Genomic DNA, 23314 nt, shown 5'->3' with positions numbered 1-23314 from the left:
TAATTGGTATGCGATGCGATTGTTGCCTTGATCGAAAGGGTGCCCTTAATAGGCTTTTGTAAACCTTATTTCAGCTTGCGATGCGCCCAGTGCATAACGGGTGTGCAGTTTGGCCATCTACTAATCACGACGAGATAGGTCTAGATAAGAGTCATCAAACGAAGGGGAACCGAAAATGAACATCGCCAAGAAGATTGCCGACTTTGCCCGTTACCAGCGCACCCTGCGCGAGCTGAACAATCTCGACAACCGCCAGCTGCACGATCTGGGCATCACCAAGGGCGACATCAAGTCGATCGCTCGCGGCACCTACGTCGCCTAAGCGACACCGACCTCCAAGTCCATCCGATGAAGGCGTCCACCAGGGCGCCTTTTGTCGTTTCCGGGGCCTGTCAGCAGATCGCGCCAGGCTGAATCTCGGTCTTAGCGGACGAGATCGGCGGTGACGCACTCCAGTGCCTTGACCAGATCGTCGGGGCGGATGCGGATTTGCAGCCCGCGCTGGCCGCCATTGAGATAAATCTCGTCATAGAGAATGGCCAGTTCGTCCAGCGCCGCAGGCACCGCCTTGCGTTGACCCAGCGGGCTGATGCCGCCGACTTTGTAGCCGGTCAGCCGTTCCGCATCGACGGGCTTCATCATCTGCGCCGACTTGCCGCCCAGGGCGGCGGCCAGCTTCTTCATGTTCACCTCCTCATCGGAGGGCACGATGGCGCAGACGGGCTTGCCGTCGAGCTCGGCCATCAGCGTCTTGAACACTTCGGCAGGGGACACGCCCATGGCTTCGGCTGCCTGCAATCCGACGCGCTCGGCATTGGGGTCATAGTCGTAACTGGCGAGGCTGAACGGGATCCCGGCTTTTGTCAGAGCCAGAGTGGCGGGCGTGGTCTTGGACATGAGCTGGACACTAATCGCATTGCAGTAAAAGTGAAGGCCCGAAGCGTCGCGCTCCGGGCCTTCTTTTCCTCGATCGGCAGCAGGGCTGGATACCGAACTTTCCGCTGAATTGTTCCGGTCAGACGATGCCGCTCGAACCGACTGCGATTTCGGGACGGATTTCGGCGATCTTGGCGCGATAGCCAGCGGCGCGATAGGCGGCGAGCGGGTCGATGGCGCCGCCCTGTTCGGCGCGGGCCAGCGCCAGGATGGGTTCGACATCGGTGCGGAAGGCCTGGCGCAATTGCTGCGTGGCGGCGAGGGCGTCATTGCTGTCCTGCGCCTGCTTGAGGGCTTGGCGATCGACCAGCAGCGCCTGCGCATAGGCGCGCTGCACGTCGGCGGCCGACAGCATCAGCGATTCGATGGGGTCGGTGACATTGTGGCTCTGGTCGAGCATATGCGCCGGATGGAAAGCGGGATCGCGGCCTTCCGCATCCACCAATTCGTTGAAGACAAGAAACAGGCGGAACGGATCGATGGAGCCGGCATCGAGATCGTCGTCGCCATATTTGCTGTCGTTGAAATGGAAGCCGCCGAGCTTGCCGAACTGGGCGAGGCGCGCGACGATCATCTCGATATTGACGTTGGGAGCGTGGTGGCCGAGATCGACGAGGCAGAAGGCCTTCTCGCCCAATTCCCTGGCAATCAGGTAATTGGTGCCCCAATCCTGCACCACGGTCGAGTAGAAGGCCGGTTCATACATCTTGTGTTCGGTGAACACGCGCCAATCGTCGGGCAGGGCGGCATAGATCGATTTCATCGAGTTGAGATAATGCTCGAACTGCGATGTGAAATTGATCTGACCGGGGAAATTGGAGCCGTCCCCGATCCAGACCGTCAAAGCCTTGGAGCCGATGGTCTGGCCAATCTCGATACATTCCAGATTATGCTCGATGGCCTGATCGCGCGTCGCCTTGTCACCGGCTGAGAGCGAGCCGAACTTGTACGACTGCAACTGGCCCCTGGCGTCCGAGAAAGTGTTTGAGTTCATGGCATCGAAGCCGAGATTGAAGCGGCTGGCGGCCTGCTTCAACCGGTTTGGATCGGCCTTGTCCCAGGGGATGTGCAGCGACACGGTGCGCGTCGCCTGTGTCAATTGGGCGATGACGGCGCAATCCTCGATCTTGTCGAAGATGTCGCGCGGCTCGCCCTTGCCGGGGAAGCGGGCGAAACGGGTGCCGCCGGTGCCCACGCCCCAGGAGGGAACGGCGACGGAGAATTTCGCCACCTTGGCCTTGAGCGCATCGATGGCGATGCCGCGCCGGTCGAGCCGTTCGCCGAGGCTGTCGTAGTCGATGCGCAGATCGGTGGCGAGCCGGGCATTCTCGGCTTCCACGATGGATGGGTCGATGATGTGTTCGGTCATTTTTGGTCCTCCACCCGAAAGGCCTGATTATACTTAGCGCGGGAACGACTGGGCGTTGCCGGCATCGACGTTGAGAATGTTGCCGGTGGATTTGGCCGAAGCGTCCGAGGCGAAGAAATAGATGGCTTCGGCAATGTCCTCGGGGAAGACCGAGCGCTTGAGCATGGAGCGTTCGCGATACATGTCTTCCAGCCCCTCCTTGTCGGTCTTATAGGTCGAGGCGCGCTGCTCGAGCCATTCGCCGGCCCAGATCTTGGAGCCCCGCAGGACGGCATCCGGGTTGACGGTATTGACGCGGATCTGCTCGCTGGCGCCCTCGAGGGCGAGACAGCGGGCCAGATGGATTTCGGCGGCCTTGGCGGTGCAATAGGCGGCAGCATTGGGCGAGGCGGCGAGGCCGTTCTTCGACGCGACGAAGATGACATTGCCACCGATCTTCTGCGCGCGGAACAGCTTGAAGGCTTCGCGGCTGACGAGAAAATAGCCGGTGGACAGAATGTCCATGTTCTTGTTCCACAGCTCCAGCGAGGTGTCCTCGATGGGTGCGGAGGAGGCGAGGCCCGCATTGGACACGAGAATATCGAGGCCGCCGAACTCGACCACCGCATGGGTGAAGCCGGCAATGACCTGCTCCTCGCGCGTCACGTTGATATTGACGGCGCGGACGAAATCCTTGCCGAACACCGCGCCCAGCTCGTTACTGGCGCTGTCCAGCGCTGCCTGATCGATATCCGCCAGCACCACGCAGGCGCCTTCGCGCAGGAGGCGGATGGCGGTGGCCTTGCCAATGCCGCCGGCTCCGCCGGTCACAAGCGCGATCCTGCCGGCAAGGGATTTCGGCTTAGGCAGGCGTTGCAGCTTGGCTTCCTCAAGCAGCCAATATTCAATGTCGAAGGCTTCCTGCTCGGGAAGGCCCTGATAGTCCGACACGGTCGAAGCGCCGCGCATCACATTGATGGCGTTGACGTAAAACTCGCCGGAAATTCGGGCCGTGGCCTTGTCCTTGGCAAAGGTCAGCATGCCGACGCCGGGGATGAGATAAACCACGGCATTGGGGTCGCGCACGGCGGGAGAATTGTCGTGTTTGCAGCGCTCGTAATAGGCCTGGTAGTCGGCGCGATAGGCAGCGATCTGATCGACCAGGCCGGCAATGACGGCGTCGATATCGGGGTTGGCCGGGTCGAAGCCGATGACCAAAGGACGGATTTTCGTGCGCAGGAAGTGGTCGGGGCAGGAGGTGCCGAGCGCGGCCAGCGGGCGCAGATTGTTCGAATTGACGAATTCGAGCACGGCTTCGCTGTCGTCGAAATGGCCCAGCTTGTGGCTATCCTCGGAAATGAAGCCGCGAATTTTCGGCATCAGGCGCGCGGCGACGGCGCGACGGGCGTCAGCGGGCAGGGAACTGACGGCCGCGCCGCCAAAAATCGTCTTGCCCTCGGTCTGCTTCTCGAACCATTCGATCGCCTGATTGATGATGCCGATCGTGGTTTCGTAGCATTGTTTGGGGGTGTCGTCCCAGGTGAACAGGCCATGGGATTCGAGCACCACGCCCTTGGCGTTCGGATTGTCGAGGCAGAACTTTTCCAGCCAAAGGCCCAGCTCGAAGCCGGGCTTTTTCCACGGCAACCAGCCGATTTCGTCGCCGAAAATCTGCCGGGTCAATTCCTGGCTGTTTTTGGAAGCGGCAATGGCGATGATCGCGTCGGGATGCATATGATCGACATAGGGCCGGTTCACATAGGCATGGAGCGGCGTATCGATCGAGGCGGCGCGCGGATTGAGATTGAAGGTGGCGTGGGGGAGGTAGCCGACCATCTCGTCTTCGAATTCGACGCCGCGATAAAGGCCCTTGAGCGCCCGCAACTTGTCCATATAGAGCGTGGCGAAGCCATCGAGCTTGATCGAGGCGCTGTCGCCGCCCGAGCCCTTGACCCAAAGAACTTCGACATCCTGACCGGTCAGCGGATCCTTCTGCCAGATCTTGGATGAGGTGTTGCCGCCGCCATAATTGGTGACGCGCTTATCCGAGCCGAGCAGGTTGGAGCGATAGACGAGGCGTTCCGGCTCGCTCATCGAGGCTGCCTTGGTATCATCCCACAGATTGGCAAGGCGCTTGGGCGCGGTGGACATGGACTTCCTCCCAATAGAAAAGGCAGACGACAATTGGCCGGACATGGCCATATCTCACCATCTGGTGTCAATCAGAAACAATCATATTTTGTCATTGTTGCGCGAATATGACGGAAATGTGCGGAATGATGATTGACTCTGCGTGGGATTGATGGGAACACCTGCAGCCAGGGAGTATCAGAATTGCACGAAACCGAACGTCACCGCGTTATCTTGTCTGCCGCACAGAGTCGCCCAGTGGTGACGGTGGCGGAGCTTTGCGAGGTGACAAGCTCGTCGGAAGCCACCATTCGCCGCGATATTGCGGCATTGCATGTGCAAGGTAAGCTGCGCCGGGTGCGCGGCGGGGCCGAAGCGATCAACCCGCCCGAGCAGGGCGGATTGATGGGGCGGCCCTTCTCCGTCAATGAATCGATCAATATCGCGCAAAAACGGGCAATCGCGCGCGCCGCCGCGGAAATGTGCCATGATGGCGAGCCAATCATCATCAATGGCGGCACCACGACCTATCAGATGGTGCATCACCTTGCCGGCAAGCGGCTGAGCGTCTTCACCAACAGCTTCGCCATCGCTGAATTTCTCATCCATAATTCGCGCAATTCGGTCGTCATTCCCGGCGGCACGATCTACCGCGAACAGAATGTCATCCTCTCGCCCTTTGGCGGGGTGGTGGCGAGCCACTTTTACGCCAAGCGCATGTTCATCGGCTGCCAGGGTATCGGCGCTCATGGACTGATGGAGGCCGACCCCATGGTCGTGCAGTCCGAGCTGGCGCTCATCGGGCAGGCCGACGAATTGGTCGTGCTTGCTGATAGTTCGAAATTTTCGGGACGCTCCAGCCTCATATTGTGCGGGCTGGACCGAATTGCCGCTGTCATCTCCGATAGCGGTATTCGCGACGAGGACCGCCAGATGCTAGAAAATGCAGGTGTGCGGCTCATCGTGGCGGATGCGGGTGCTCAGGTCCAGCCGGAAGCGAGAACGGCCTGAGTTCTAAATGATCAAAACACACCATTCCCGGGAGGAATTGCTATGAAAATCTGGACATTGCTTGCTGCAACGGCAACCGCCGCCGTGCTGATGGCCGCTCCGGCCGCCGCCCAGACCCGCATCGCGCTGGTCGTCAAGTCGCTGGGCAACGGCTTTTTCGACGCCGCCGCCAAGGGTGCTGAAGAAGCCGCCGCCGAAATCGGCGACATCGAACTGATCTATACCGGCCCGACCGCCGCCACCGCGGAAGCGCAGATCGAAGTCGTCAATTCGCTGATCGCCCAGCAAGTCGATGCCATTGCCATCTCCGCCAACGATCCCGACGCGCTCGTGCCCGCTTTGCAGCGCGCCCAGGAACGCGGCATCAAGGTGATCTCCTGGGATTCGGGCGTGGCGCCGGAAGGCCGCTCGATCCACCTCAACCCCTCCGATATTGGCCTCATCGGCGAAACCATCGTCAAGCTGGCCGCCGACTATCTGCCGGACGGTGGCGACGTGGCGATCCTGTCCGCTGCCTCGACCGCGACCAATCAGAACGCCTGGATCGAAGCTGCCAAGGCCGTGATCCCCGAAAAGTTCCCCAATATCAACCTCGTCGCCACCGTTTATGGGGATGACGACTCGGTGAAGTCCACCGAGGAAGCGCGCGGCCTGATCGCGGCCTATCCCGACCTCAAGGCCATCATCGCCCCGACCACGGTCGGCGTCGTGGCGGCGGCGCAGGTGGTGACTGACCAGAAGCTGATCGGCAAGATCAACGTCACTGGCCTGGCACTGCCGTCGGAGTTCAAGCAGTTCATCGACAATGGCGCTTCGCAGGCCGTGGCTTTGTGGAACCCGATCGATCTAGGCTACTCGGCGGTCTATCTCGCCAAGGCCCTGGTTGACGGCCAGGAAGCGGCGCCCGGCGCAACCTTCTCCATCGGCAAGGTGGGTGAAGTGACCTTGGACGACACCAACTCGGCCGCCATGGCCGCGCCGTTCCAGTTCGATGCGTCCAATATCGAAGAATTCTCCAAGATCTACTAAGGCCAAGGGGCAGGGGCTCGCTCCTGCCCATCCAAGACGTCACCACCCGGCTTGTCCGGGTGGTCCATTTTGGGCGGCGACGTCGCATGGATTGCCCGGACAAAATGGGCAATGACGGTGCGGAGGGAACTGCGCCACAAAGAGCACTGCTTTTATGACCAATCCCGTCCTGACCCTTTTAGGCATATCCAAGAGTTTTCCCGGCGTGCGGGCGCTCAATGATGTGTCGCTGGAATTGTATGCTGGCGAAGTCACCGCCCTGATCGGGGAGAATGGCGCGGGCAAGTCCACGCTGGTCAAGACCATGACCGGCATCTATCAGCCCGATAGCGGCGAAATCCGGGTCAACGGCAAGGCCGTGACGCTGCCGACTGCGATTTCCGCGTCGGAAGCGGGCATTACCGCCATCCATCAGGAAACGGTGCTGTTCGACGAATTGAGCGTGGCCGAGAATATCTATCTCGGACATGCGCCGAAAAATCGTTTCGGCCTCATCGACTGGGGCAAGATGCGGCGCGAGGCACAATTGACGCTCGACGCGATGGCGGCAGGGATCGACGCCGCCATGCCGCTCAAGGAATTGGGCATCGCCAAGAAACATCTCGTGGCAGTGGCGCGCGCGCTCAGCGTCGATGCGCAGGTGGTCATCATGGACGAACCCACGGCGGCCTTGTCGCAAAAGGAAATCGAAGAGCTTTACGTGCTGGTCGATCTGCTCAAGCAGGACGGCAAGGCCATTCTCTTCATCTCGCACAAATTCGACGAGATTTACCGGATCGCCGACCGCTATGCCGTGTTCCGCGACGGCGAAATGGTGGGCAAGGGCTTTATCAAGGATACGGCGCAGGACGAGATCGTCAAGCTGATGGTCGGTCGCGCCGTGGACCAGATTTTCCCAGCGCGCGCGGCTGTTATCGGCGAAACAGTGCTGGACGTTTCCGGGTTCAGCCATCCGACCGAGTTCGATAATGTGTCCTTCTCTGTGAAAAAGGGCGAAATCCTCGGCTTTTATGGTCTTGTGGGTGCCGGGCGCTCGGAAGTCATGCAGGCCGTATTCGGCATGACCCGATCTTCGGGCGGTACCATCGCGCTCGAGGGCAGGGCTATTGCGCCGCGCTCGCCTGCCGACGCGGTGGAAGCAGGCATCGTCTATGTGCCGGAGGAGCGCGGCAAGCAGGGTGTCATTACCGGCGAGCCCATTTTCAAGAATGTGTCGCTGCCCAGCCTCGGAAAAACCAGCCGCAACGGCTTCCTGCGCATGGCCGAGGAATTCAGCCTGGCCCGGACCTATACCGAGCGGCTGGACCTGCGCGCCTCCTCATTGAGCCAGAATGTGTCGACGCTTTCGGGCGGCAATCAGCAAAAGGTGGTCATCGCCAAATGGCTGGCGACATTGCCCAAGGTCATCATTCTCGACGAGCCCACCAAGGGCATCGACATCGGCTCGAAAGCCGCCGTGCACGCATTCATGGGTGAATTGGTGGCGCAGGGCCTCTCGGTGATCATGGTCTCGTCCGAACTGCCCGAAGTGCTCGGCATGAGCGACCGCATCGTGGTCATGCGCGAGGGGCTGGTGGTGGACATTCTGGACAACAAGCAATTGCAGCCTGAGACGCTGGTGCGTCTGGCGGCGGGGATCGTCGAGGTTGAGGCGGCATGAAGGGCTTGCTGAAAAATCGTGAAATCTGGCTGGGCCTGGCCATTCTCGCCGTCATCGTGCTGGTGACCCTGCGCTTTCCGCGCTTCTCGCAGCCGGGCAATCTGCTGACCATCCTCAACGACACATCGATCCTGATGATGCTGGCGCTGGGCCAGATGGTGGTCATCCTGACGCGCTCCATCGACCTCTCGATGGCGTCCAACCTGGCGTTGACCGGGATGATCGTCGCCATGACCAATGCTGCTTTTCCCTTCCTGCCCATTCCGCTGCTGATCGCCGGTTGCGTCCTCGTCGGTGCGGCGCTTGGCGCGTTCAACGGCATTCTGGTGTGGAAGCTCGATATTCCGCCCATCGTCGTCACGCTGGGCACGCTGACCATTTTCCGTGGGCTGGTCTTCGTCATTTCCGGCGGTGCCTGGGTCAATGCCGCCCAGATGAGCCCCGATTTCATTCAATTGCAGCGTGGTTCGTTTCTGGGCCTTCCGGTGCTGACCTGGTTCGCCATCGTCGTCGCCGCCCTCTTTGCCGTGCTGATGACGCGCACGCCGCTGGGCCGCAGCTTTTACGCCATCGGCGTCAATCCGACCGCCTCGGTCTATACCGGCATCAATGTGGGGCGCACCAAATTCCTCGCCTTCGTGATTTCCGGCGCGGTTTCAGGCCTCGCCGGTTATCTGTGGATTTCGCGCTATGTGATCGCCTCGGTGGAAGTGGCCGGTGGCTATGAACTCACCATCATCGCCGCCTGCGTCATCGGCGGCGTCTCCATTGCCGGCGGTATCGGCACAGTGGGCGGTGCACTGCTTGGCGCGCTGTTTCTCGGCGTCGTCAACAATGCCCTGCCGGTGATCGGCGTCTCGCCCTTCTGGCAGATGGCCATTTCCGGCGCGGCGATCCTTCTGGCGGTGGTGCTCAACGCCCGTGGCGAGCGCAGCAAGGGTCGCATCATTCTCAAGACGGCGGAGGCAGCGCCATGACCGACATGCCCGCAAAGACCAGACGCTTGCCCGACCGGCTCGACAATCCGCTGAAATCGGCGGCGCTGAGTTGGGAAAGCCTGCTGGTGCTGGTGGCTATTGGCATCTTCATCGCCAACAGCTTCGCTTCGCCCTATTTCCTCAATGCCTGGAGCCTTTCCGACCTCACCTTCAATTTCACCGAAAAGGCGCTGATTGCCTTGGCCATGGCGTTGGTGATCATCACCGGCGAGATCGACCTGTCGGTGGCATCGATCATCGCGCTGGCCTCGACGCTGATGGGGCTGGCGCTGCACTATGGCGCGGATACGCCGGCCCTGGTGGCCGTGGGCATTGGCGTCGGCATCGTCTGCGGGGCCTTTAACGGCCTGCTGGTCACCGGGCTCAAACTGCCCTCGATCGTCGTCACCATCGGCACGATGAGCCTCTTCCGGGGCATTGCCTACATCATTCTCGGAGATCAGAGTTTCAAAGGTTATCCCAAGGACTTCGCCTGGTTCGGGCAGGGATATGTCTATTGGGTGATATCGTTCGAGCTGGTGCTGTTCCTGGTCGCGGCAATCATCTTCTATGTGCTTCTGCATCACACCAATTTCGGCCGGCGGGTCTTTGCCATCGGCAACAATACCATTGCTGCGCAATTTTCCGGCGTGCGCGTGGACCGCATCAAATTCGTGCTGTTCTGCCTCACCGGGCTGATGAGCGGCATTGCCGCCGTGCTGCTCACCGCGCGGCTCGGCTCCACCCGGCCCTCCATCGCGCAGGGGTTCGAACTGGACGTCATCACCATGGTGGTTCTGGGCGGCGTGTCCATTCTGGGCGGCGCGGGCTCGATCATCGGCGTGGTATTGGCGGCGCTGATCATCGGGCTGGTGACTTTCGGGCTGGGTCTGCTCAATGTACCCGGCATCGTCATGTCGATCTTTACCGGCTCGCTGTTGATCGTGGTGATCGCGCTGCCGATCCTGTGGCGCATGTGGACGGAGCGGCGGACATGATTATCGACAACGGCTATGAGAAGCACGCCTTCAAGATGCGGCTCAATCCGGGCATGGCCGCCGAATATAGAAAGCGCCACGACGAGATTTTTCCCGAATTAGTGGATCTGCTGCATGACGCTGGCGTGAAGGATTATTCGATCCATCTCGACGAGGAGACCAATATCCTGTTCGGCGTGATGTGGCGGCGGGTGGATCACCATATGGCCAGCCTGCCGGACACCGACATCATGCAGCGTTGGTGGGCGCATATGGCCGATATCATGGCGACCAATGACAGGAACGAGCCGCTTTCGGTCGACCTGACGCCGATGTTCTGGATGAAGTGAGCTAGTAAGGCTGATGAGCCTTCCGCACCGCGCGGGCCATCAGCCAGACGATCAGCACCACGAAGGGCGCGGCGATGGAGAGCGCCATCGTCTTGTCCCAGTTGAAGTGGGCCAGCGGCCCGGCCAGGAAATAGCTGATGATGCCGAGCAGGTAATAGCTGATGGCGATGGTGGATAGCCCTTCCACAGTCCGTTGCAGCAGGAACTGGCTGCGCGCCGTCTGGGCGATATTGTCGAGCAGCGCCGCGTTCTGCACCTGCATGTCCACGCCGATCCGCACATCAAGAAGGCCGATGGCCCGCTCGATCTTGCCGGATAGCACGGTGAGCCGCTGCTCGGTGGCCGCGCAGGTGGCAAGGCCCGGATTGACCCGGTTGCCAATGAAATGGGTGAGCGTCGAGCCCTTGCTGGTGCCGCTTTCGCGCAAGCCTTCGAGGCGGGCGCGCAGCACATCGCCATAGGCGCGGCCGGCGGCAAAACGGTAGCCCAGCCGTTCCGCCAATTGGCCCGAACGGGCCGAAAGCCGATGCAGGGCATCGAGTACTTTCTGGGCCTGTGCCGGATTGGTGGTCTCGGCGAGCCCGTCGAGCACTGTGGAGAGTTCATTTTCCATGGCCCGCACGTCCGGCGAGGCGGCGCGGGCCAGCGGCAGGCCGAGCAGGGCCATGCAGCGATAGGTTTCCACTTCCAGCAGACGTCGCAGCAGGATCGAACGGCGCAGCATGGTGACTCCGCCGGTTGCCAGCTCGAAACGCGTGAAGCGGTCGGCATCCGGCACGAAGTCGGTGGCGACCTGGGCCTTGCCGTTCTCGATATCCGCAAGGCAGAGGCTGGCGAGGCTGAAGCTCGATAACAGGTGATCGGGAATGGCGCGATCGGCAATCACGTCAACCCGGATGGCGCCGGTCAATTGGCCGTCACCGACCGCTTCGAGCCCGATATCGTCCGGCCAGTTTTCGCTGTCATCGGGCGCGCCGCGCCAGGTGATGGTGACGAACTCGGTGTGAAATTCCCAGGTCACGGTGCGCAGCCTGGTTTCAAAGCTGTATTGCCGGCTGGGCGAAACCGGCAGCTCGACCCCGCTCAGGCGCCGGAAATCGGCAAAGCGCGCAAAGGCGTCCTGCATGGCGCCCGGCTCGCCCGGCATGACCAGAATAAGCCGCCGCACCCGGCAGGTTTCGGGCACGATCTCGACCGGGCGGGCATGGACTTCGTCCATGATCGCGGTGCGCGCGGGATGGTCCACAGGAATGCCGCCGGTCATAAATGCTCCTCGATTGGGCCGGTTGGGGGGCATTCTCCGGCAGCGCTAGGAGGTGCCGACGGGGCCGGCTTGGCAATGCGACGATTGCGCACTCTCCTTTCGTCGTATCCCGGCATGCCGATGAACCCAATCTGAACGTTGGCCTCACCCTGAGTTCAAGCCGGAGAGACGATGATGTCTCCAGGATCAAGACGCAGAGGACGCCAATATGAACAAGGCCCAGGAAAAAGTGCTCGTCGCCATGCTGTGCGGCGCCATCGTAACCGCAGCGGCAGGTTTCGCCGTGCAGCCGGCCATGGCGGCTGGTTACGCCGTCGATGGGCCGGCCAGGGTGGCGGGCGTCGCGCAATGGGATCACCTCAATGTGCGCAAATGGCCCGCCTCCTATTCGCAGCAGACCGGTTTCCTGCGCGCCGGCGCCCAGGTCTGGGTGGAGCGCTGCATCGAGGTCCGCAATTCATCGGACTGGTGCCTCGTCGAACGCAATTCTACCAAGGGCTGGGTCAATTCCCGGTTTCTGGCCCCCTGATCCAACGCCGACATCTAAACCTGCCTCCTGCCTCCAACCCATGCACGGTTGACTTGTCCGGCCCTTTTGCTGTTCGTGGCAGCAACAGGGCCGGAGTTTTTTTTACGATGCAAGCCAATCCGATTCTCGCTGAAGCCGTCCGCGGTAATTGGGTGGAAAACCGCCATCGCGGGGCGTTCATCATTGTCGATGCACGAGGTGAGGTGATCGCTTCGGGCGGGGACGTGGAGCGTCCGGTTTTCCCGCGCTCGGCCATCAAGTCGATGCAGGCGCTGGCGATATTCGAGCGACATGCCATCGAAAAATTCCATCATCGCAGCGAAGAACTGGCCCTGGCCTGTGCCTCTCATCATGGCGAGGACGAGCATGTGCGCAATGTGGCCCACTTCCTCGACCGGATGGGATTGTCGGCGTCCGATCTGGAATGTGGCGCGCATATGCCGACCGATGGCAAGGCGCGCGAAGCGCTGCGCGCCGCCGGACAGGCGCCGAGCCCGCTGCACAATAATTGCTCGGGCAAGCATTCAGGCATGCTGAGCGTCGCTCTCGCCATGGGCGTGCCAACCGCCGGCTATGTCGAGCGCGGGCACGATGTGCAGAAGGCGGTGCGCGCGGCAGTGGAACATGTGATCGGCGAGGCCCTGAGCGAAGATCGCTGTGGCACCGATGGCTGTTCCATTCCGACCTGGGCGGCCCCGCTGCGGGCCTGGGCCCGGGGCTTCGCCCGCATGGCGAGCGGCGAGGGGCTGGATGAACGGCACGCTTCGGCGGCGCAGGTCCTTTTCGACGCGGCGACCAGCCATCCGCATCTGGTGGCCGGAACCGGTCATCCCGATACGCTGGTGATGGCGGCGTTCAAGGGCCGCATCATGCAGAAGGGGGGCGCGGAGGGCGTCCAATGCGGCGCCATTCGCGACAAGGGCTGGGGCTATGCGCTCAAATGCGATGACGGCAATTTGGCGGCAAGCCAATCCATGGTCGCGGCGCTGCTGCTGAAATATGCCGATCCCGATGCGGGACAGCGCGCGGTGCTCGAAAAATTCACGCGCCAGCCGACGAAGAATGTGCGGGGAAATGTCGTCGGTGAATTGCGGGCGGTGATTTAGCCGCGCTATTCGCCGGCTGGCACATCACCATCGATCTGAACGACCAGCATGCCGGGCGGAATCAACACGCCATCAGCGTCGCTGCGCCCTTCGCGGCCGATCCACAACTGGCCGGTGACCGTTTCGATATCGATATACATGCCGCGATATTGGGTCTGGCCGTCTTCGGTCTGGATGACGATCACATCCCCGGCGGCGATACGCTTGCCATCGGCGTCAATGGTGTAAATCCCCGGCGGGCAGGGGGCGACCAGGCACATTTTTGGCAGGTAGGAGATGGTCATCTCACCCACATGGTCCGGCGCGGACCCCGCAGCCAGAACCAGACCGGCCATTGCCGCCAGCATCAAAAAAGTCATCGCAAGTCCCTCCGTCATGCCCAACCTCTAGCGGCGCTGCGCTGAAGCGGCGATGAACGAAGGGGGCAAAGTCATTGCATTGCTGCATGGCCTTGCTTGTTCGTCACCGGGGCTGGTGGCTATAAAAGGGCGAATCTTATTCTGCACAGGTGGTTGGGCATGCTCGTTGACGGCAAGATTTATTTGGGCGCGAGCGACCGGCCGGAATATCTCAATCTGAAATATGCCAATCGGCATGGCCTGATCACGGGCGCCACCGGCACCGGCAAGACGGTGAGCCTGCAAGTGCTGGCCGAGGGCTTTTCCGCCGCCGGCGTGCCGGTGTTCGCCGCCGACATCAAGGGCGACTTGTCCGGCATTTCGCGCATGGGCCAGGCGCAGGGCTGGCAGACCCAGCGCGCCGCCGATATTGGGTTCGACGATTACCGCGACGACGTCTATCCCACCATGTTCTGGGACCTGTTCGGCAAGCAGGGTCATCCGGTGCGAGCGACGATCTCGGAAATGGGGCCGGTGCTGCTGAGCCGCATTCTCGATCTCAACGACACCCAGGAAGGGGTGCTCAATATCGCCTTCCGGGTAGCCGACGAGGAGGGGCTGCTGCTGCTCGACCTAAAGGATCTGCGCGCGCTGCTCGCCGAGCTTCAGGGACGGGCCAAGGAAATCTCGGGGCGCTACGGCAATGTGACCACCGCCTCCATCGGCGCCATCCAGCGCGCCCTGCTGGTGCTTGAGCAGCAGGGAGCGGATAATTTCTTTGGTGAGCGGGCGCTGGATATTGCCGATCTGATGCGCGTCGATGGCGATGGGCGGGGCTTCGTCTCGATCCTCGCAGCGGACCAGTTGATGCAAGCGCCCCGGCTCTATTCGACCTTCCTGCTCTGGCTTCTATCTGAATTGTTCGAGGAACTGCCCGAGGTCGGCGACCCGGAAAAGCCGAAGCTGGTCTTCTTTTTCGACGAGGCTCATCTGCTGTTCGACGGCGCGCCCAAGGCGCTGGTGGACAAGGTGGAGCAGGTGGTCAAGCTCATCCGTTCCAAGGGTGTCGGCGTCTATTTCGTGACGCAGAACCCCGTGGACATTCCTGAAAGCGTTCTGGCGCAACTTTCCAATCGCGTGCAGCACGCCTTGCGCGCCTATACGCCGCGAGAACAGAAAGCGGTGAAGGTCGCCGCCGATACGTTCCGGCCCAATCCGGCCTTTTCGACTGCGGAGGCAATCACCCAATTGGGGATCGGCGAGGCGCTGGTGTCCGTGCTCGAGGACAAGGGCGTTCCTTCCATGGTCGGCCGCACCTTCATCCGGCCGCCATCGGCCCAGGTCGGGCCGATCAGCCCGGCCGAGCGCGATGCCTCGCTCGCCGATTCTCCGGTCGGTGGACTCTACGACACTGTGATCGACCGTGAATCGGCCTACGAAATCCTGCAAAGGCGAGCGCGCGACAAGGACCTGGCCGACGAGCGCGGCAAATATGAGAGCGAGCGCGCCGCGCAAGCTGAAAAGCTGGCCAAGGAACGGGCGCGCCTCGACAAGGCGGCCGCGCCGCGCCGCAGCACCAGACAGACCCCGGTGGAGGCGGCGACCAATTCCTTTGCCCGTACCATCGCCAATACACTTGGTCGGGAACTGGTGCGCGGTATTCTCGGCTCCATCAAAGGAAGGCGCTGACATGCCCTTTTCGCCGCAGGACGGGCCGATCATCGCGATTTTTGCCTCCGACAAAGGGCCGGGCGACGCCGAGCGCGCCAGCCTGATGGGCGAAGTCGGCCTCGTCTTCGCGCGCAAGGGCGGGCAGATCATCTGTCTGGCTGAAAACGGAGTGTTGCCGGTGCCGCTGATCACCGCCGCGCGCGCTGCCGGCGGGGCGGTGGAGGTCTTGGCCGACAAGGGCGTGGTGCTGCCGCCGGCCTTGACCGCAGTGCCCATCACCGTCGTGCCCGATCAGGTCGAGCGGCTGGCCTATCTGTCGGCGACGGCTTCGGTGCTGGTGGGCCTGCCCGGATCCCTGGCCTCGGCGACGGCGCTGTTCCGGACCTGGGCCAGTGATGCCAGATTGCCGGTGGTGATGCTCAACCGCCACCGCGCCTTCGAGGCAATCAGGGGCTTTGCGGCGGACGTGTTGTCGCCGTCACTACCGGGGCACGACCGCGGCATCCAGTTCGCCGACAATGTCGAGGATTTATGGAACAAGGTGGCCTGGGTAGGCGAACAGCGGCGATAGCGTCGCGCCGCCATTGCGGGGCGCTTAATTTCTTCGCTCAGGCTCAAGCCAGAGGCTCAAGTTCCGGCCGGGCGGCGCGGCGGTCGGGGAAGAGCGGCACCACATTGTCGGTATTGCGGCGGCGCGGGCTGGGTTGCAATCCGGCCATGGGCAGGCGTGAGCGGCGTTCAGGGCCCCGATAGCCGAGGCCGAGCGAGCCAATAACGCTGCGGTTGAGCAGACGAGCCTGCACGCGCTGAAGCAGGTGGCGCGGCGACATCGGCTTGACCACCACCTCATCGATCCCGGCGCTGATGGCCTGCTGGCGCATCGGCAGGGTAATTGCCCGGGTCAGGGCGATGACCGGCAGGTCGCGCGAGAGGAATTCGGGATTGAGACGGATGGCCTCGACCATTTCATAGGCCGGACGCCCCTCCCGGTCGAAATCCACCACCAGCATATCGAGTGGCGCGATGCGCATATAAGCGAAGAGTTCGGATTCGGTCTCGAATGGGCGCACACGCAGCCGCGAATCGCCGACAACGACCATGGCCAGCACGGCGGTAAGTGCCGGATTAGCGGCCAGGATGGCAATTTTCTTGCCAGTTGCGGTCAATGCGCGTCCCCTCGTGGTAAACGTTTCGTTAACACGCTCGGCGGGGTGAATGAAGCCGGGAGTTTCATTTCCCCGGAAAGTTCGAGAAGACGGTAAACGCGGGACGGAACTGCGGCGTCGTGCCGGTTGCATCGGCTTGCAGCACCTGATTGACTGCGGCAATCCTTCACCTTCGGTTCCGGTCCATGTTGCGCCCCTTTTATCTGGCCGCCGGCTTTGTCATGCTGGCCCTTGGCATTATCGGTGCTTTCCTTCCGCTGATGCCGACAACGATCTTCCTGATCATGGCGAGCTGGTTCTTTGCCCGCTCCTCGCCGCGCCTCGAACATTGGGTTCTGAGTCACCGCCGCTTCGGGCCGATCATTCGCGACTGGCGCGAGCAGGGCGCCATTTCTACCAAATCCAAAATCCTGGCCTGTAGCGGCATCGCGCTGGGGCTGGTGTTCTTCTGGATCGGTGCCCGCCCCGGATATTGGCTCTGGCTCGGCGGAGCGGCGTTCATGGGCGGATGCGCCGCCTATATCCTGTCGCGACCCAAGCCGGCGCGGCCACGCTAAACAAAAAACGGCGGGATCGCTCCCGCCGCTTGTCTGGCTGCAAGGCGCTGCTATCAGCCCCTGGCTTCCTCGAACATCTTCTCGACATGCTCCCAATTGATCAGGCTGTCGACAAAGGCTTCGAGGTATTTCGGGCGGGCATTGCGATAATCGATGTAATAGGAATGCTCCCACACATCGACGCCCAGAATGGGCTTGCCGCCATGCACGAGCGGGGATTCCCCATTCGCGGTCTTGGTGATTTCGAGCTTGCCGTCCTTGTTGACGGAGAGCCAGGCCCAGCCCGAACCGAACTGGGTGGTGCCGGCAGCGATGAAATCGGTGCGAAACTTGTCATAGCCGCCGAGGTCGGAATCGACCGCGGTCTGCAGCTTGCCGGGCAGGGACTTGCCGCCGCCATTGGGCTTCATCCAGTTCCAAAAATGGATGTGGTTGTAGTGCTGGCCGGCATTGTTGAAGAGGCCCGCATTCTTGCCGAAGCTTTCCCTGACGATCTCTTCGAGCGATTTGCCTTCGAGCCCTGAATCCTTGAGCAGATTGTTGCCGTTGGTCACATAGGCCTGATGGTGCTTGTCGTGGTGATATTCCAGCGTTTCGGCCGACATATATGGGCCGAGCGCATCATAGGCATAGGGCAGGGCGGGAAGTTCAAACGTGGTCATTATGGCCTCCTTGGCTTGTTTGGGGTGACGCTGGCGCCGGCCGAAATTCCGGCCGACTTATAGGCGGGGAGCGCCGATGCAACAATGTCGCGGGGGATCAGGTGTCCAATCCCGCAGACCTGATTGCAAAGGCGTAGCATTGGGCTGTTTCCTTAAGACGGTCGAAGCGACCCGAGGCGCCGCCATGACCGGCGCTCATATTGGTCTTGAGGTATAATGGCGCATCGCCCGTCTTGGTTGCCCTGAGCCTGGCCACCCATTTGGCCGGCTCCCAATAGGTGACGCGCGGATCCGTGAGGCCGGCCAGGGCGAAAATGGGAGGATAGGCCTGGGCGGAAACCGCTTCGTAGGGTGCATAGGCGGCGATGCGCGCATAATCCTCGGCGGAAGTGATGGGATTGCCCCATTCGGGCCATTCCGGCGGGGTCAGCGGCAGCGAGTTGTCCAGCATGGTGTTGAGCACATCGACGAAGGGCACCTGAGCGATGATGCCGCCCCAGAGGTCCGGCCGCATATTGGCGATCGCCCCCATCAGCATACCACCGGCCGAGCCGCCCTGCGTCACGATCAGGCCCTTGGCCGTATAGCCTTGTTCGATCAGCATTTCGGCGGCGGCAATGAAGTCAGTGAATGTATTGACCTTGTGGTCGCGCCGGCCATTCTTGTACCAGCGATAACCCTTTTCCATCCCACCGCGAATATGGGCGATGGCATAGACGAAGCCGCGATCGACCAGCGACAGAACCGAAACGGAGAAGGATGCGGGCATGGACATGCCATAGGCGCCATAGCCGTAGAGCAGGGTAGGATTGGCCCCGTCGAGCTTGACTCCCTTGCGATAGAGCAGGGTGACGGGCACCTGCTCGCCATCTGCCGCCGTCGCAAACAGCCGCCGGGTTTCGTAATCGGCGGGATCGTGACCCGAGGGCACTTCCTGGGTCTTGAGCAGAGTGCGCTGGCCGGTCTCGAGATCGACGTCGAACACCTGGCTGGGCGTGGTCGGCGAAGAATAGGTGAGGCGGAAGACGGAGGTGTCGAATTCGTAGCCGGTGGACATGCCCAGCGAATAGGCTTCTTCGGCGAAGCGGACCACTTCCTCCTTGCCGCTGCGCAGGTCGCGGGCGACGATGCGCGGCAATCCGTCCTCGCGCTCAAGCCGTAGCATGTGGTTCTTGAGCAGTGCGACGTCGAGGATCAGCACACCCTCGCGGTGCGGCACGAAATCGACCCAATGTTCCGCACTGGGTGTATCGGCCGAAACGGTGACGATTTTGTAATCCTCGGCGCCGTCGGCATTGGTGCGGATATAAAGAACGCCGTCGCGCTCATCGATTTCATATTCGCGGTCGGTGACGCGCGGCGCGACCAGACGCGGCTCGCCGCCAATGTCGGCGTCGATCAGGTAGACTTCGCTAGTCTGGTGATCATGCGCATCGATGATGATGAAGCGGCCCGACAGCGTCTTGCCTACGCCTACGAAAAAGCCCGGATCGCTTTCCTCATAGATGATGGGGTCCGCTTCCTGCTCGCTGCCTAGGTCGTGGCGGCGAATGCGGAAGGGCCGGTGATTGTCGTCATATTCGGTATAATAGATCGAGCGGCTGTCATTGGACCACACATAAGACCCAGCAGTCTGGCGGATCACGTCGTCGCTGTCCTTGCCTGTATCCAGATCGCGCAAGACGATGTCGTAATATTCCGAGCCGGCGCGGTCGGCGGCCCAGGCCAGAATCTTGTGCGACGGATCGTGACTGGCCCCGGCGAAGCCGAAATAGGCTTCCCCTGCCTCAACATTGCAGTCGAGCAGCACCTCTTCAGTCCCGCCGGCACGCGGCGTGCGGACAATCTGGGGATATTGCTTGCCCTCCAGCATGCGCGAATTGTAGGCAAAAGGCCCGTCCGGCAAGGGAACGCCGCTATCGTCTTCCTTGATGCGGCCGCGGATTTCCTTATAGATCTTGTCTTGCAGGTCCGCCGTTTTCTGACCGAACTGGGCTTCGTAATAGTCGTTCTCGGCGTCGAGATAGGCACGAATTTCCGGGTCGAGCATTTCCGGCTTCTGCATGACCTCCTGCCAATTGTCGGCCCGCAGCCAGGCATAGAAATCCTCGCGCGTGATGCCGTGTCGCGAGTGCGAATGGGCGATGCGCTTGGCGACGGGCGGCTTGGCCTTGGTCATGAGGTCTCCACGTGAGGGCGGCGGCGGGGCCAGAAGGAAAGTCTATAAAGCACATAGGCCGCGCCGACCGGCTTTGCCAGCCCCGGAAATCGTTGAAAACCTCTCCTACCATCGTATGAGTTGGCCCGAATATGCTTGTCCCGCCCCCTTCAATCGATAAGGTCGCAGCCCGGACATCTGAAGAATCGCATTGGGGGAGAGGAATTGGCAGGGTTGTGGCCAGCCTCTGAAACGGGCATCGCATTCGTGGCAATGGCGCCGTTTCTCGCCGCCATCCTGACTCCAATGGTTCATCGTCTCCTCGGGCGCTTCACCGGTTGGCTGCTGGCGTTCGTGCCCGCCACGATTTTCCTCTTCCTGCTGGGCTTTGCCGAAACAATCATCGGCGGTGGCACCGTGGCAATCTCGTTTCCGTGGGTCGCCGCCTATGACCTCCATCTCAGTTTTTTCATCGACGGACTAAGCCTGGTCTTTGCGCTCACGATTTCTGGCATCGGTACGCTGATCCTGCTTTATTCTGGCGCCTACCTGGCCGGACACCATCATCAGGGCCGGTTTCTCGGCTTCATGCTGGCCTTCATGGGCGCCATGCTCGGGCTGGTCCTCGCCGACAGCCTGCTGGTGTTGTTCCTTTTCTGGGAATTGACCTCTGTTACCTCGTTCCTGCTGATCGGCTTCGACCACACGCGGCAAGCGGCGCGGCGCGGCGCCATTCAGGCTCTGGTCCTCACCAATATCGGCGGCATGGCCCTGCTAGCGGGCGCAATCCTGGTCCACCAGTTTTCGGGAAGCTGGGACATGAGCGCATTGCGCCTCCTGGGCGATCTGCTGCGCGACCATGCATTTTACGGCCTTATGCTGTTTTGTTTCCTTGGTGCCGCCTTCACCAAATCGGCGCAGTTTCCGCTTCATTTCTGGCTGCCCAATGCCATGGAGGCGCCGACGCCGGTTTCGGCTTTCCTGCATTCGGCAACCATGGTGCAGGCGGGCATCTACCTTCTCGCGCGCATAAACCCGGTTCTCGGCGGCACTGAAATCTGGACCGGCCTCCTGGTGGGTTTTGGCGCCCTGACCCTGATCTGGGGGGCGCTCGGCGCGCTCAAACAGACCGATCTCAAGCAAATATTGGCGCAGACCACGATCGCCTCGCTGGGCCTGTTAACCTTGCTGATCGGGCTGGGGAGCGAAGCGGCGATTGCCGCCATGGTGGTCTATTTCGTCGCCCATGCCCTCTACAAGGCTGGCCTGTTCATGGTGGCCGGCGCAATTGATCACGAGACTGGAACACGCGAAATTACCAGCCTCGGTGGCTTGGCCGACAAGATGCCCGCAAGTTTTATCGCGGCCGCAATGGCGTCCTTGTCGATGGTCGGCCTGCCGCTGACCATCGGCTATTTCGCCAAGGAAGAAATGTATCTCGGATTGCTCGGCGGCGATTGGATGGGCCTTGCGGTGCTGGCCGTTCTGTTTGTGGGCAACGCCATGCTGGGAGCGGTGGCGCTGATTGTCATGATCCGGCCCTTCCTGGGCGAGGCCGTGCCGCTCCCGAAATCACCGCACGAAGCGCCTATCGCCATGTTGCTCGGCCCGGTCCTTCTCGGCGTGGCTGGAATCGTCGCCGGCGTGTTGCCGGACTGGTTAGGCCATGATGTTTTGGTGCCCGCCGCCTCATCTATCCTGCAAGCCGAGGTCGCGAGCCATCTGACGCTGGCACTGGACTTTACCAGCCTCTTGCTCTGGCTTTCGGCGCTGACCTGGCTTGCGGCCATCCTGATCTATCGGCAGGCCGACCGCATCCGTACGCTGCTTCGCCGCTTCGACAATGCTGTGGGCTGGACGGCCGATAGTGCCTTCGATGCCGCCATGTTCGGATTGATCCGCTTTTCCGGCGCCGTGACCCGGTCCTTGCATCATGGCCGGCTCGAACTCTATCTGGTTCTGGTCTTCGCTGTTCTGGCCGTTTCCCTGTTCGCTCCCATGCTGGCGCTTGGCGGCTTTGACTGGATTTACCCCGATGCCGATCTTGGCAATTGGGCGGCGGGTTTTGTCTTGCCTCATATGCAGCCCTATGAATGGGGTGTCATTGTCCTGACCATTGCAGGGCTTTTGGCAGTGCTGGCGGCGCCGACGCGGCTCCTGGCCATTCTCGCCATGGGCGTGCAAGGCGCGGCACTGGCGCTGATTTTCCTGCTGTTCGGCGCGCCGGACCTGGCTTTCACCCAGCTTATGGTGGAAGTCCTGTCCGTAGTCATTCTCACCTTCGTGATGACGCGGCTGCGGCTCGATGATCGCGACCCGAGGCCGTTCGAGGACTGGGCGCGCGACGGCACTTTGGCCATTGTCTGCGGGGCCGGCGTCAGCCTGTTGCTGATGCTGGTGCTCAATGGCGCACTCGATACGCGCCTGTCGGACCTGTTCACCGCCACCAGCGTGCCCATCGCCCACGGCCATAACATCGTCAACGTCATTCTCGTCGATTATCGTGGCTTCGATACGCTGGGCGAAATCTCGGTGGTCATGGGGGCGGGCATCGCCATTCTGGCGCTGTTGCGGCAGCGTCAAAAGCCGGCGGCAGGCAAGCCCGCCCGTCCGCGCCGCGCCAGAAAGGCCGCCCCATGAGCACGGTGATCTTTCGCACCCTGGCCCCGATGATCGTGGCCCTCATGCTGGTCTTTTCTGTCTATGTCTGTCTGCGGGGGCACAATGATCCCGGTGGCGGGTTCATCGGCGGGCTGATCGCGGCGGCGTCGATGGGCGTTTTCGCCATGGCCTCGGGCGTGGCCGAAGTTCGCCGGGCACTGCGGATCGATCCCATGGCCATTGCCGGTTTCGGCGTCGTCATGGCCGGGGCGTCGGGCCTGATCAGCCTATTCATCGACGCTCCCTTCATGACCAGCATCTGGTTTTATCTGGAGATCGGGGACGCGGTGGTGCCGCTTTCTACGCCGCTGTTTTTCGACCTCGGTGTCTATTGCGTCGTCTTCGGCACGCTCTCCACCATTGCCCTGTCGCTGGAAGGCGATGACGGAGGGGATGTTTAGATGGATTATATTCTCGCCGTCTTGGTCGGTCTCTTCATTGCGCTGGGCATCTATCTACTGCTGTCGCGCTCCATCATTCGCATGTTGATCGGCATGACCATTTTCGGAAATGGCGTCAATTTGCTGATCTTCACTGCCGGGCGCGTGACCCGGGAAATCGCCCCCATCGTTCCAGCCGGTCTTTCGGTGCCAGAAGGGCCGATCGCCAATCCGCTGCCGCAGGCGCTGATCCTTACCGCCATCGTCATCGGCTTTTCCATGTTCAGCTTCCTGCTGGTGCTGGCGTTCCGCGCCTATCAGAGCCTCGACGCAGACAATACCGACAATATGCGCCTGGCCGAGCCGAAGCGCGCGCCAGAACCGCCGTTGAGTTATTGAGATGG

Annotated in this window: 23 protein-coding genes; 15 read left to right on the top strand and 8 right to left on the bottom strand. The window is 61.6% G+C overall.

Features of this window, described 5'->3' with window-relative positions; translation table 11 throughout:
• Positions 1-175: 175 nt before the first annotated feature.
• Positions 176-322, top strand: coding sequence for a DUF1127 domain-containing protein (locus H0482_RS11595; RefSeq protein WP_193730213.1), 147 nt, complete (start codon positions 176-178; stop codon positions 320-322).
• A gap of 101 nt (positions 323-423) precedes the next feature.
• Here H0482_RS11595 and ybaK read toward each other — a convergent pair whose 3' ends face one another.
• From ybaK to H0482_RS11580, 3 genes are all read right to left on the bottom strand, one after another.
• On the bottom strand, positions 424-897 hold the full coding sequence (ybaK, locus tag H0482_RS11590; RefSeq protein ID WP_193730212.1) for a Cys-tRNA(Pro) deacylase: 474 nt from the start codon (positions 895-897) through the stop codon (positions 424-426).
• A 118-nt stretch (positions 898-1015) separates the two neighbouring features.
• Positions 1016-2305: an L-rhamnose catabolism isomerase gene (gene rhaI, locus H0482_RS11585; RefSeq protein WP_193730211.1), complete on the bottom strand. Its 1290-nt coding sequence runs from the start codon at positions 2303-2305 to the stop codon at positions 1016-1018.
• 33 nt (positions 2306-2338) lie between these two features.
• Positions 2339-4435, bottom strand: a complete 2097-nt coding sequence (locus tag H0482_RS11580; RefSeq protein WP_193730210.1) for a bifunctional rhamnulose-1-phosphate aldolase/short-chain dehydrogenase — start codon at positions 4433-4435, stop codon at positions 2339-2341.
• Positions 4436-4618: 183 nt separating this feature from the next.
• On the opposite strand from H0482_RS11580, the gene H0482_RS11575 reads away from it, so the two are divergent.
• From H0482_RS11575 to rhaM, 6 genes are all read left to right on the top strand, one after another.
• A complete protein-coding gene (locus H0482_RS11575; protein ID WP_193730209.1) occupies positions 4619-5425 on the top strand; it encodes a DeoR/GlpR family DNA-binding transcription regulator in 807 nt (268 codons plus the stop codon).
• A 42-nt stretch (positions 5426-5467) separates the two neighbouring features.
• On the top strand, positions 5468-6454 hold the full coding sequence (rhaS, locus tag H0482_RS11570) for a rhamnose ABC transporter substrate-binding protein (RefSeq protein WP_193730208.1): 987 nt from the start codon (positions 5468-5470) through the stop codon (positions 6452-6454).
• A gap of 154 nt (positions 6455-6608) precedes the next feature.
• The gene (locus tag H0482_RS11565; protein ID WP_193730207.1) at positions 6609-8114 is read left to right on the top strand and encodes a sugar ABC transporter ATP-binding protein; all 1506 of its coding nucleotides are present in this window, start codon (positions 6609-6611) and stop codon (positions 8112-8114) included.
• Complete coding sequence (locus H0482_RS11560; protein WP_193730206.1) at positions 8111-9091, top strand: ABC transporter permease; 981 nt, start codon at positions 8111-8113, stop codon at positions 9089-9091. The genes H0482_RS11565 and H0482_RS11560 overlap by 4 nt, the downstream gene beginning before the upstream one ends.
• Entirely contained in the window at positions 9088-10089 is a 1002-nt protein-coding gene (locus H0482_RS11555) for an ABC transporter permease (protein ID WP_193730205.1), read from the top strand. The genes H0482_RS11560 and H0482_RS11555 overlap by 4 nt, the downstream gene beginning before the upstream one ends.
• Positions 10086-10418 (top strand): L-rhamnose mutarotase, encoded by a 333-nt coding sequence (rhaM, locus tag H0482_RS11550; protein ID WP_193730204.1) that lies wholly within the window; start codon positions 10086-10088, stop codon positions 10416-10418. Before H0482_RS11555 ends, rhaM begins: the two co-directional genes overlap by 4 nt.
• Before the next feature lies 1 nt (position 10419).
• On the opposite strand, the gene H0482_RS11545 is transcribed toward rhaM, so the two are convergent.
• On the bottom strand, positions 10420-11682 hold the full coding sequence (locus tag H0482_RS11545) for a DUF3422 domain-containing protein (protein WP_193730203.1): 1263 nt from the start codon (positions 11680-11682) through the stop codon (positions 10420-10422).
• 208 nt (positions 11683-11890) lie between these two features.
• On the opposite strand from H0482_RS11545, the gene H0482_RS11540 reads away from it, so the two are divergent.
• Together H0482_RS11540 and H0482_RS11535 are read left to right on the top strand one after the other, a co-directional pair.
• Complete coding sequence (locus H0482_RS11540) at positions 11891-12211, top strand: SH3 domain-containing protein (protein ID WP_193730202.1); 321 nt, start codon at positions 11891-11893, stop codon at positions 12209-12211.
• Between the two features lie 107 nt (positions 12212-12318).
• Positions 12319-13317 carry an asparaginase gene (locus H0482_RS11535; protein ID WP_193730201.1) on the top strand — a complete coding sequence of 333 codons (999 nt, stop codon included), beginning with the start codon at positions 12319-12321 and terminating at the stop codon, positions 13315-13317.
• 5 nt (positions 13318-13322) lie between these two features.
• Here H0482_RS11535 and H0482_RS11530 read toward each other — a convergent pair whose 3' ends face one another.
• A complete protein-coding gene (locus H0482_RS11530) occupies positions 13323-13676 on the bottom strand; it encodes a hypothetical protein (protein ID WP_193730200.1) in 354 nt (117 codons plus the stop codon).
• 159 nt (positions 13677-13835) lie between these two features.
• Between H0482_RS11530 and H0482_RS11525 the strand changes: the two genes are divergently transcribed.
• Together H0482_RS11525 and H0482_RS11520 are read left to right on the top strand one after the other, a co-directional pair.
• The gene (locus H0482_RS11525) at positions 13836-15344 is read left to right on the top strand and encodes a helicase HerA-like domain-containing protein (RefSeq protein WP_193730199.1); all 1509 of its coding nucleotides are present in this window, start codon (positions 13836-13838) and stop codon (positions 15342-15344) included.
• A 1-nt stretch (position 15345) separates the two neighbouring features.
• Positions 15346-15897: a hypothetical protein gene (locus tag H0482_RS11520; RefSeq protein WP_193730198.1), complete on the top strand. Its 552-nt coding sequence runs from the start codon at positions 15346-15348 to the stop codon at positions 15895-15897.
• 43 nt (positions 15898-15940) lie between these two features.
• On the opposite strand, the gene H0482_RS11515 is transcribed toward H0482_RS11520, so the two are convergent.
• Complete coding sequence (locus H0482_RS11515; protein ID WP_193730197.1) at positions 15941-16492, bottom strand: response regulator; 552 nt, start codon at positions 16490-16492, stop codon at positions 15941-15943.
• 185 nt (positions 16493-16677) lie between these two features.
• Between H0482_RS11515 and H0482_RS11510 the strand changes: the two genes are divergently transcribed.
• Positions 16678-17049 carry a YbaN family protein gene (locus H0482_RS11510; protein ID WP_193730196.1) on the top strand — a complete coding sequence of 124 codons (372 nt, stop codon included), beginning with the start codon at positions 16678-16680 and terminating at the stop codon, positions 17047-17049.
• 53 nt (positions 17050-17102) lie between these two features.
• Here the strand turns inward: H0482_RS11510 and H0482_RS11505 are convergent, their stop codons facing one another.
• Entirely contained in the window at positions 17103-17711 is a 609-nt protein-coding gene (locus H0482_RS11505) for a superoxide dismutase (RefSeq protein ID WP_193730195.1), read from the bottom strand.
• Positions 17712-17808: 97 nt separating this feature from the next.
• A complete protein-coding gene (locus H0482_RS11500; protein ID WP_193730194.1) occupies positions 17809-19890 on the bottom strand; it encodes a S9 family peptidase in 2082 nt (693 codons plus the stop codon).
• Between the two features lie 252 nt (positions 19891-20142).
• Between H0482_RS11500 and mbhE the strand changes: the two genes are divergently transcribed.
• Genes mbhE through H0482_RS11485 form a run of 3 tightly spaced genes read left to right on the top strand, consistent with a single transcriptional unit; the run spans position 20143 to position 23309 of the window.
• A complete protein-coding gene (gene mbhE, locus H0482_RS11495; RefSeq protein WP_193730193.1) occupies positions 20143-22509 on the top strand; it encodes a hydrogen gas-evolving membrane-bound hydrogenase subunit E in 2367 nt (788 codons plus the stop codon).
• Positions 22506-22931, top strand: coding sequence for an MnhB domain-containing protein (locus H0482_RS11490; RefSeq protein ID WP_193730192.1), 426 nt, complete (start codon positions 22506-22508; stop codon positions 22929-22931). The genes mbhE and H0482_RS11490 overlap by 4 nt, the downstream gene beginning before the upstream one ends.
• Positions 22932-23309, top strand: a complete 378-nt coding sequence (locus H0482_RS11485; RefSeq protein WP_193730191.1) for a Na+/H+ antiporter subunit C — start codon at positions 22932-22934, stop codon at positions 23307-23309.
• Positions 23310-23314: the final 5 nt, after the last annotated feature.

Source organism: Devosia faecipullorum (genome assembly GCF_015158295.1).
Classification (GTDB): Bacteria; Pseudomonadota; Alphaproteobacteria; order Rhizobiales; family Devosiaceae; genus Devosia; species Devosia faecipullorum.
The sequence above is the reverse complement of the archived record's forward strand: the minus strand, read 5'-3'. Positions and strand labels throughout refer to the sequence as shown.

What these genes read in the sequence shown, in the direction of transcription:
- H0482_RS11595 (WP_193730213.1), top strand. Translation starts at nt 176, where the DNA reads ATGAACATCGCCAAGAAGATTGCCGACTTTGCCCGTTACCAGCGCACC.
- ybaK (WP_193730212.1), bottom strand. Translation starts at nt 897, where the DNA reads ATGTCCAAGACCACGCCCGCCACTCTGGCTCTGACAAAAGCCGGGATC.
- rhaI (WP_193730211.1), bottom strand. Translation starts at nt 2,305, where the DNA reads ATGACCGAACACATCATCGACCCATCCATCGTGGAAGCCGAGAATGCC.
- H0482_RS11580 (WP_193730210.1), bottom strand. Translation starts at nt 4,435, where the DNA reads ATGTCCACCGCGCCCAAGCGCCTTGCCAATCTGTGGGATGATACCAAG.
- rhaS (WP_193730208.1), top strand. Translation starts at nt 5,468, where the DNA reads ATGAAAATCTGGACATTGCTTGCTGCAACGGCAACCGCCGCCGTGCTG.
- H0482_RS11565 (WP_193730207.1), top strand. Translation starts at nt 6,609, where the DNA reads ATGACCAATCCCGTCCTGACCCTTTTAGGCATATCCAAGAGTTTTCCC.
- H0482_RS11560 (WP_193730206.1), top strand. Translation starts at nt 8,111, where the DNA reads ATGAAGGGCTTGCTGAAAAATCGTGAAATCTGGCTGGGCCTGGCCATT.
- H0482_RS11555 (WP_193730205.1), top strand. Translation starts at nt 9,088, where the DNA reads ATGACCGACATGCCCGCAAAGACCAGACGCTTGCCCGACCGGCTCGAC.
- rhaM (WP_193730204.1), top strand. Translation starts at nt 10,086, where the DNA reads ATGATTATCGACAACGGCTATGAGAAGCACGCCTTCAAGATGCGGCTC.
- H0482_RS11545 (WP_193730203.1), bottom strand. Translation starts at nt 11,682, where the DNA reads ATGACCGGCGGCATTCCTGTGGACCATCCCGCGCGCACCGCGATCATG.
- H0482_RS11540 (WP_193730202.1), top strand. Translation starts at nt 11,891, where the DNA reads ATGAACAAGGCCCAGGAAAAAGTGCTCGTCGCCATGCTGTGCGGCGCC.
- H0482_RS11535 (WP_193730201.1), top strand. Translation starts at nt 12,319, where the DNA reads ATGCAAGCCAATCCGATTCTCGCTGAAGCCGTCCGCGGTAATTGGGTG.
- H0482_RS11530 (WP_193730200.1), bottom strand. Translation starts at nt 13,676, where the DNA reads ATGACTTTTTTGATGCTGGCGGCAATGGCCGGTCTGGTTCTGGCTGCG.
- H0482_RS11525 (WP_193730199.1), top strand. Translation starts at nt 13,836, where the DNA reads ATGCTCGTTGACGGCAAGATTTATTTGGGCGCGAGCGACCGGCCGGAA.
- H0482_RS11520 (WP_193730198.1), top strand. Translation starts at nt 15,346, where the DNA reads ATGCCCTTTTCGCCGCAGGACGGGCCGATCATCGCGATTTTTGCCTCC.
- H0482_RS11510 (WP_193730196.1), top strand. Translation starts at nt 16,678, where the DNA reads ATGTTGCGCCCCTTTTATCTGGCCGCCGGCTTTGTCATGCTGGCCCTT.
- H0482_RS11505 (WP_193730195.1), bottom strand. Translation starts at nt 17,711, where the DNA reads ATGACCACGTTTGAACTTCCCGCCCTGCCCTATGCCTATGATGCGCTC.
- H0482_RS11500 (WP_193730194.1), bottom strand. Translation starts at nt 19,890, where the DNA reads ATGACCAAGGCCAAGCCGCCCGTCGCCAAGCGCATCGCCCATTCGCAC.
- mbhE (WP_193730193.1), top strand. Translation starts at nt 20,143, where the DNA reads ATGGCGCCGTTTCTCGCCGCCATCCTGACTCCAATGGTTCATCGTCTC.
- H0482_RS11490 (WP_193730192.1), top strand. Translation starts at nt 22,506, where the DNA reads ATGAGCACGGTGATCTTTCGCACCCTGGCCCCGATGATCGTGGCCCTC.
- H0482_RS11485 (WP_193730191.1), top strand. Translation starts at nt 22,932, where the DNA reads ATGGATTATATTCTCGCCGTCTTGGTCGGTCTCTTCATTGCGCTGGGC.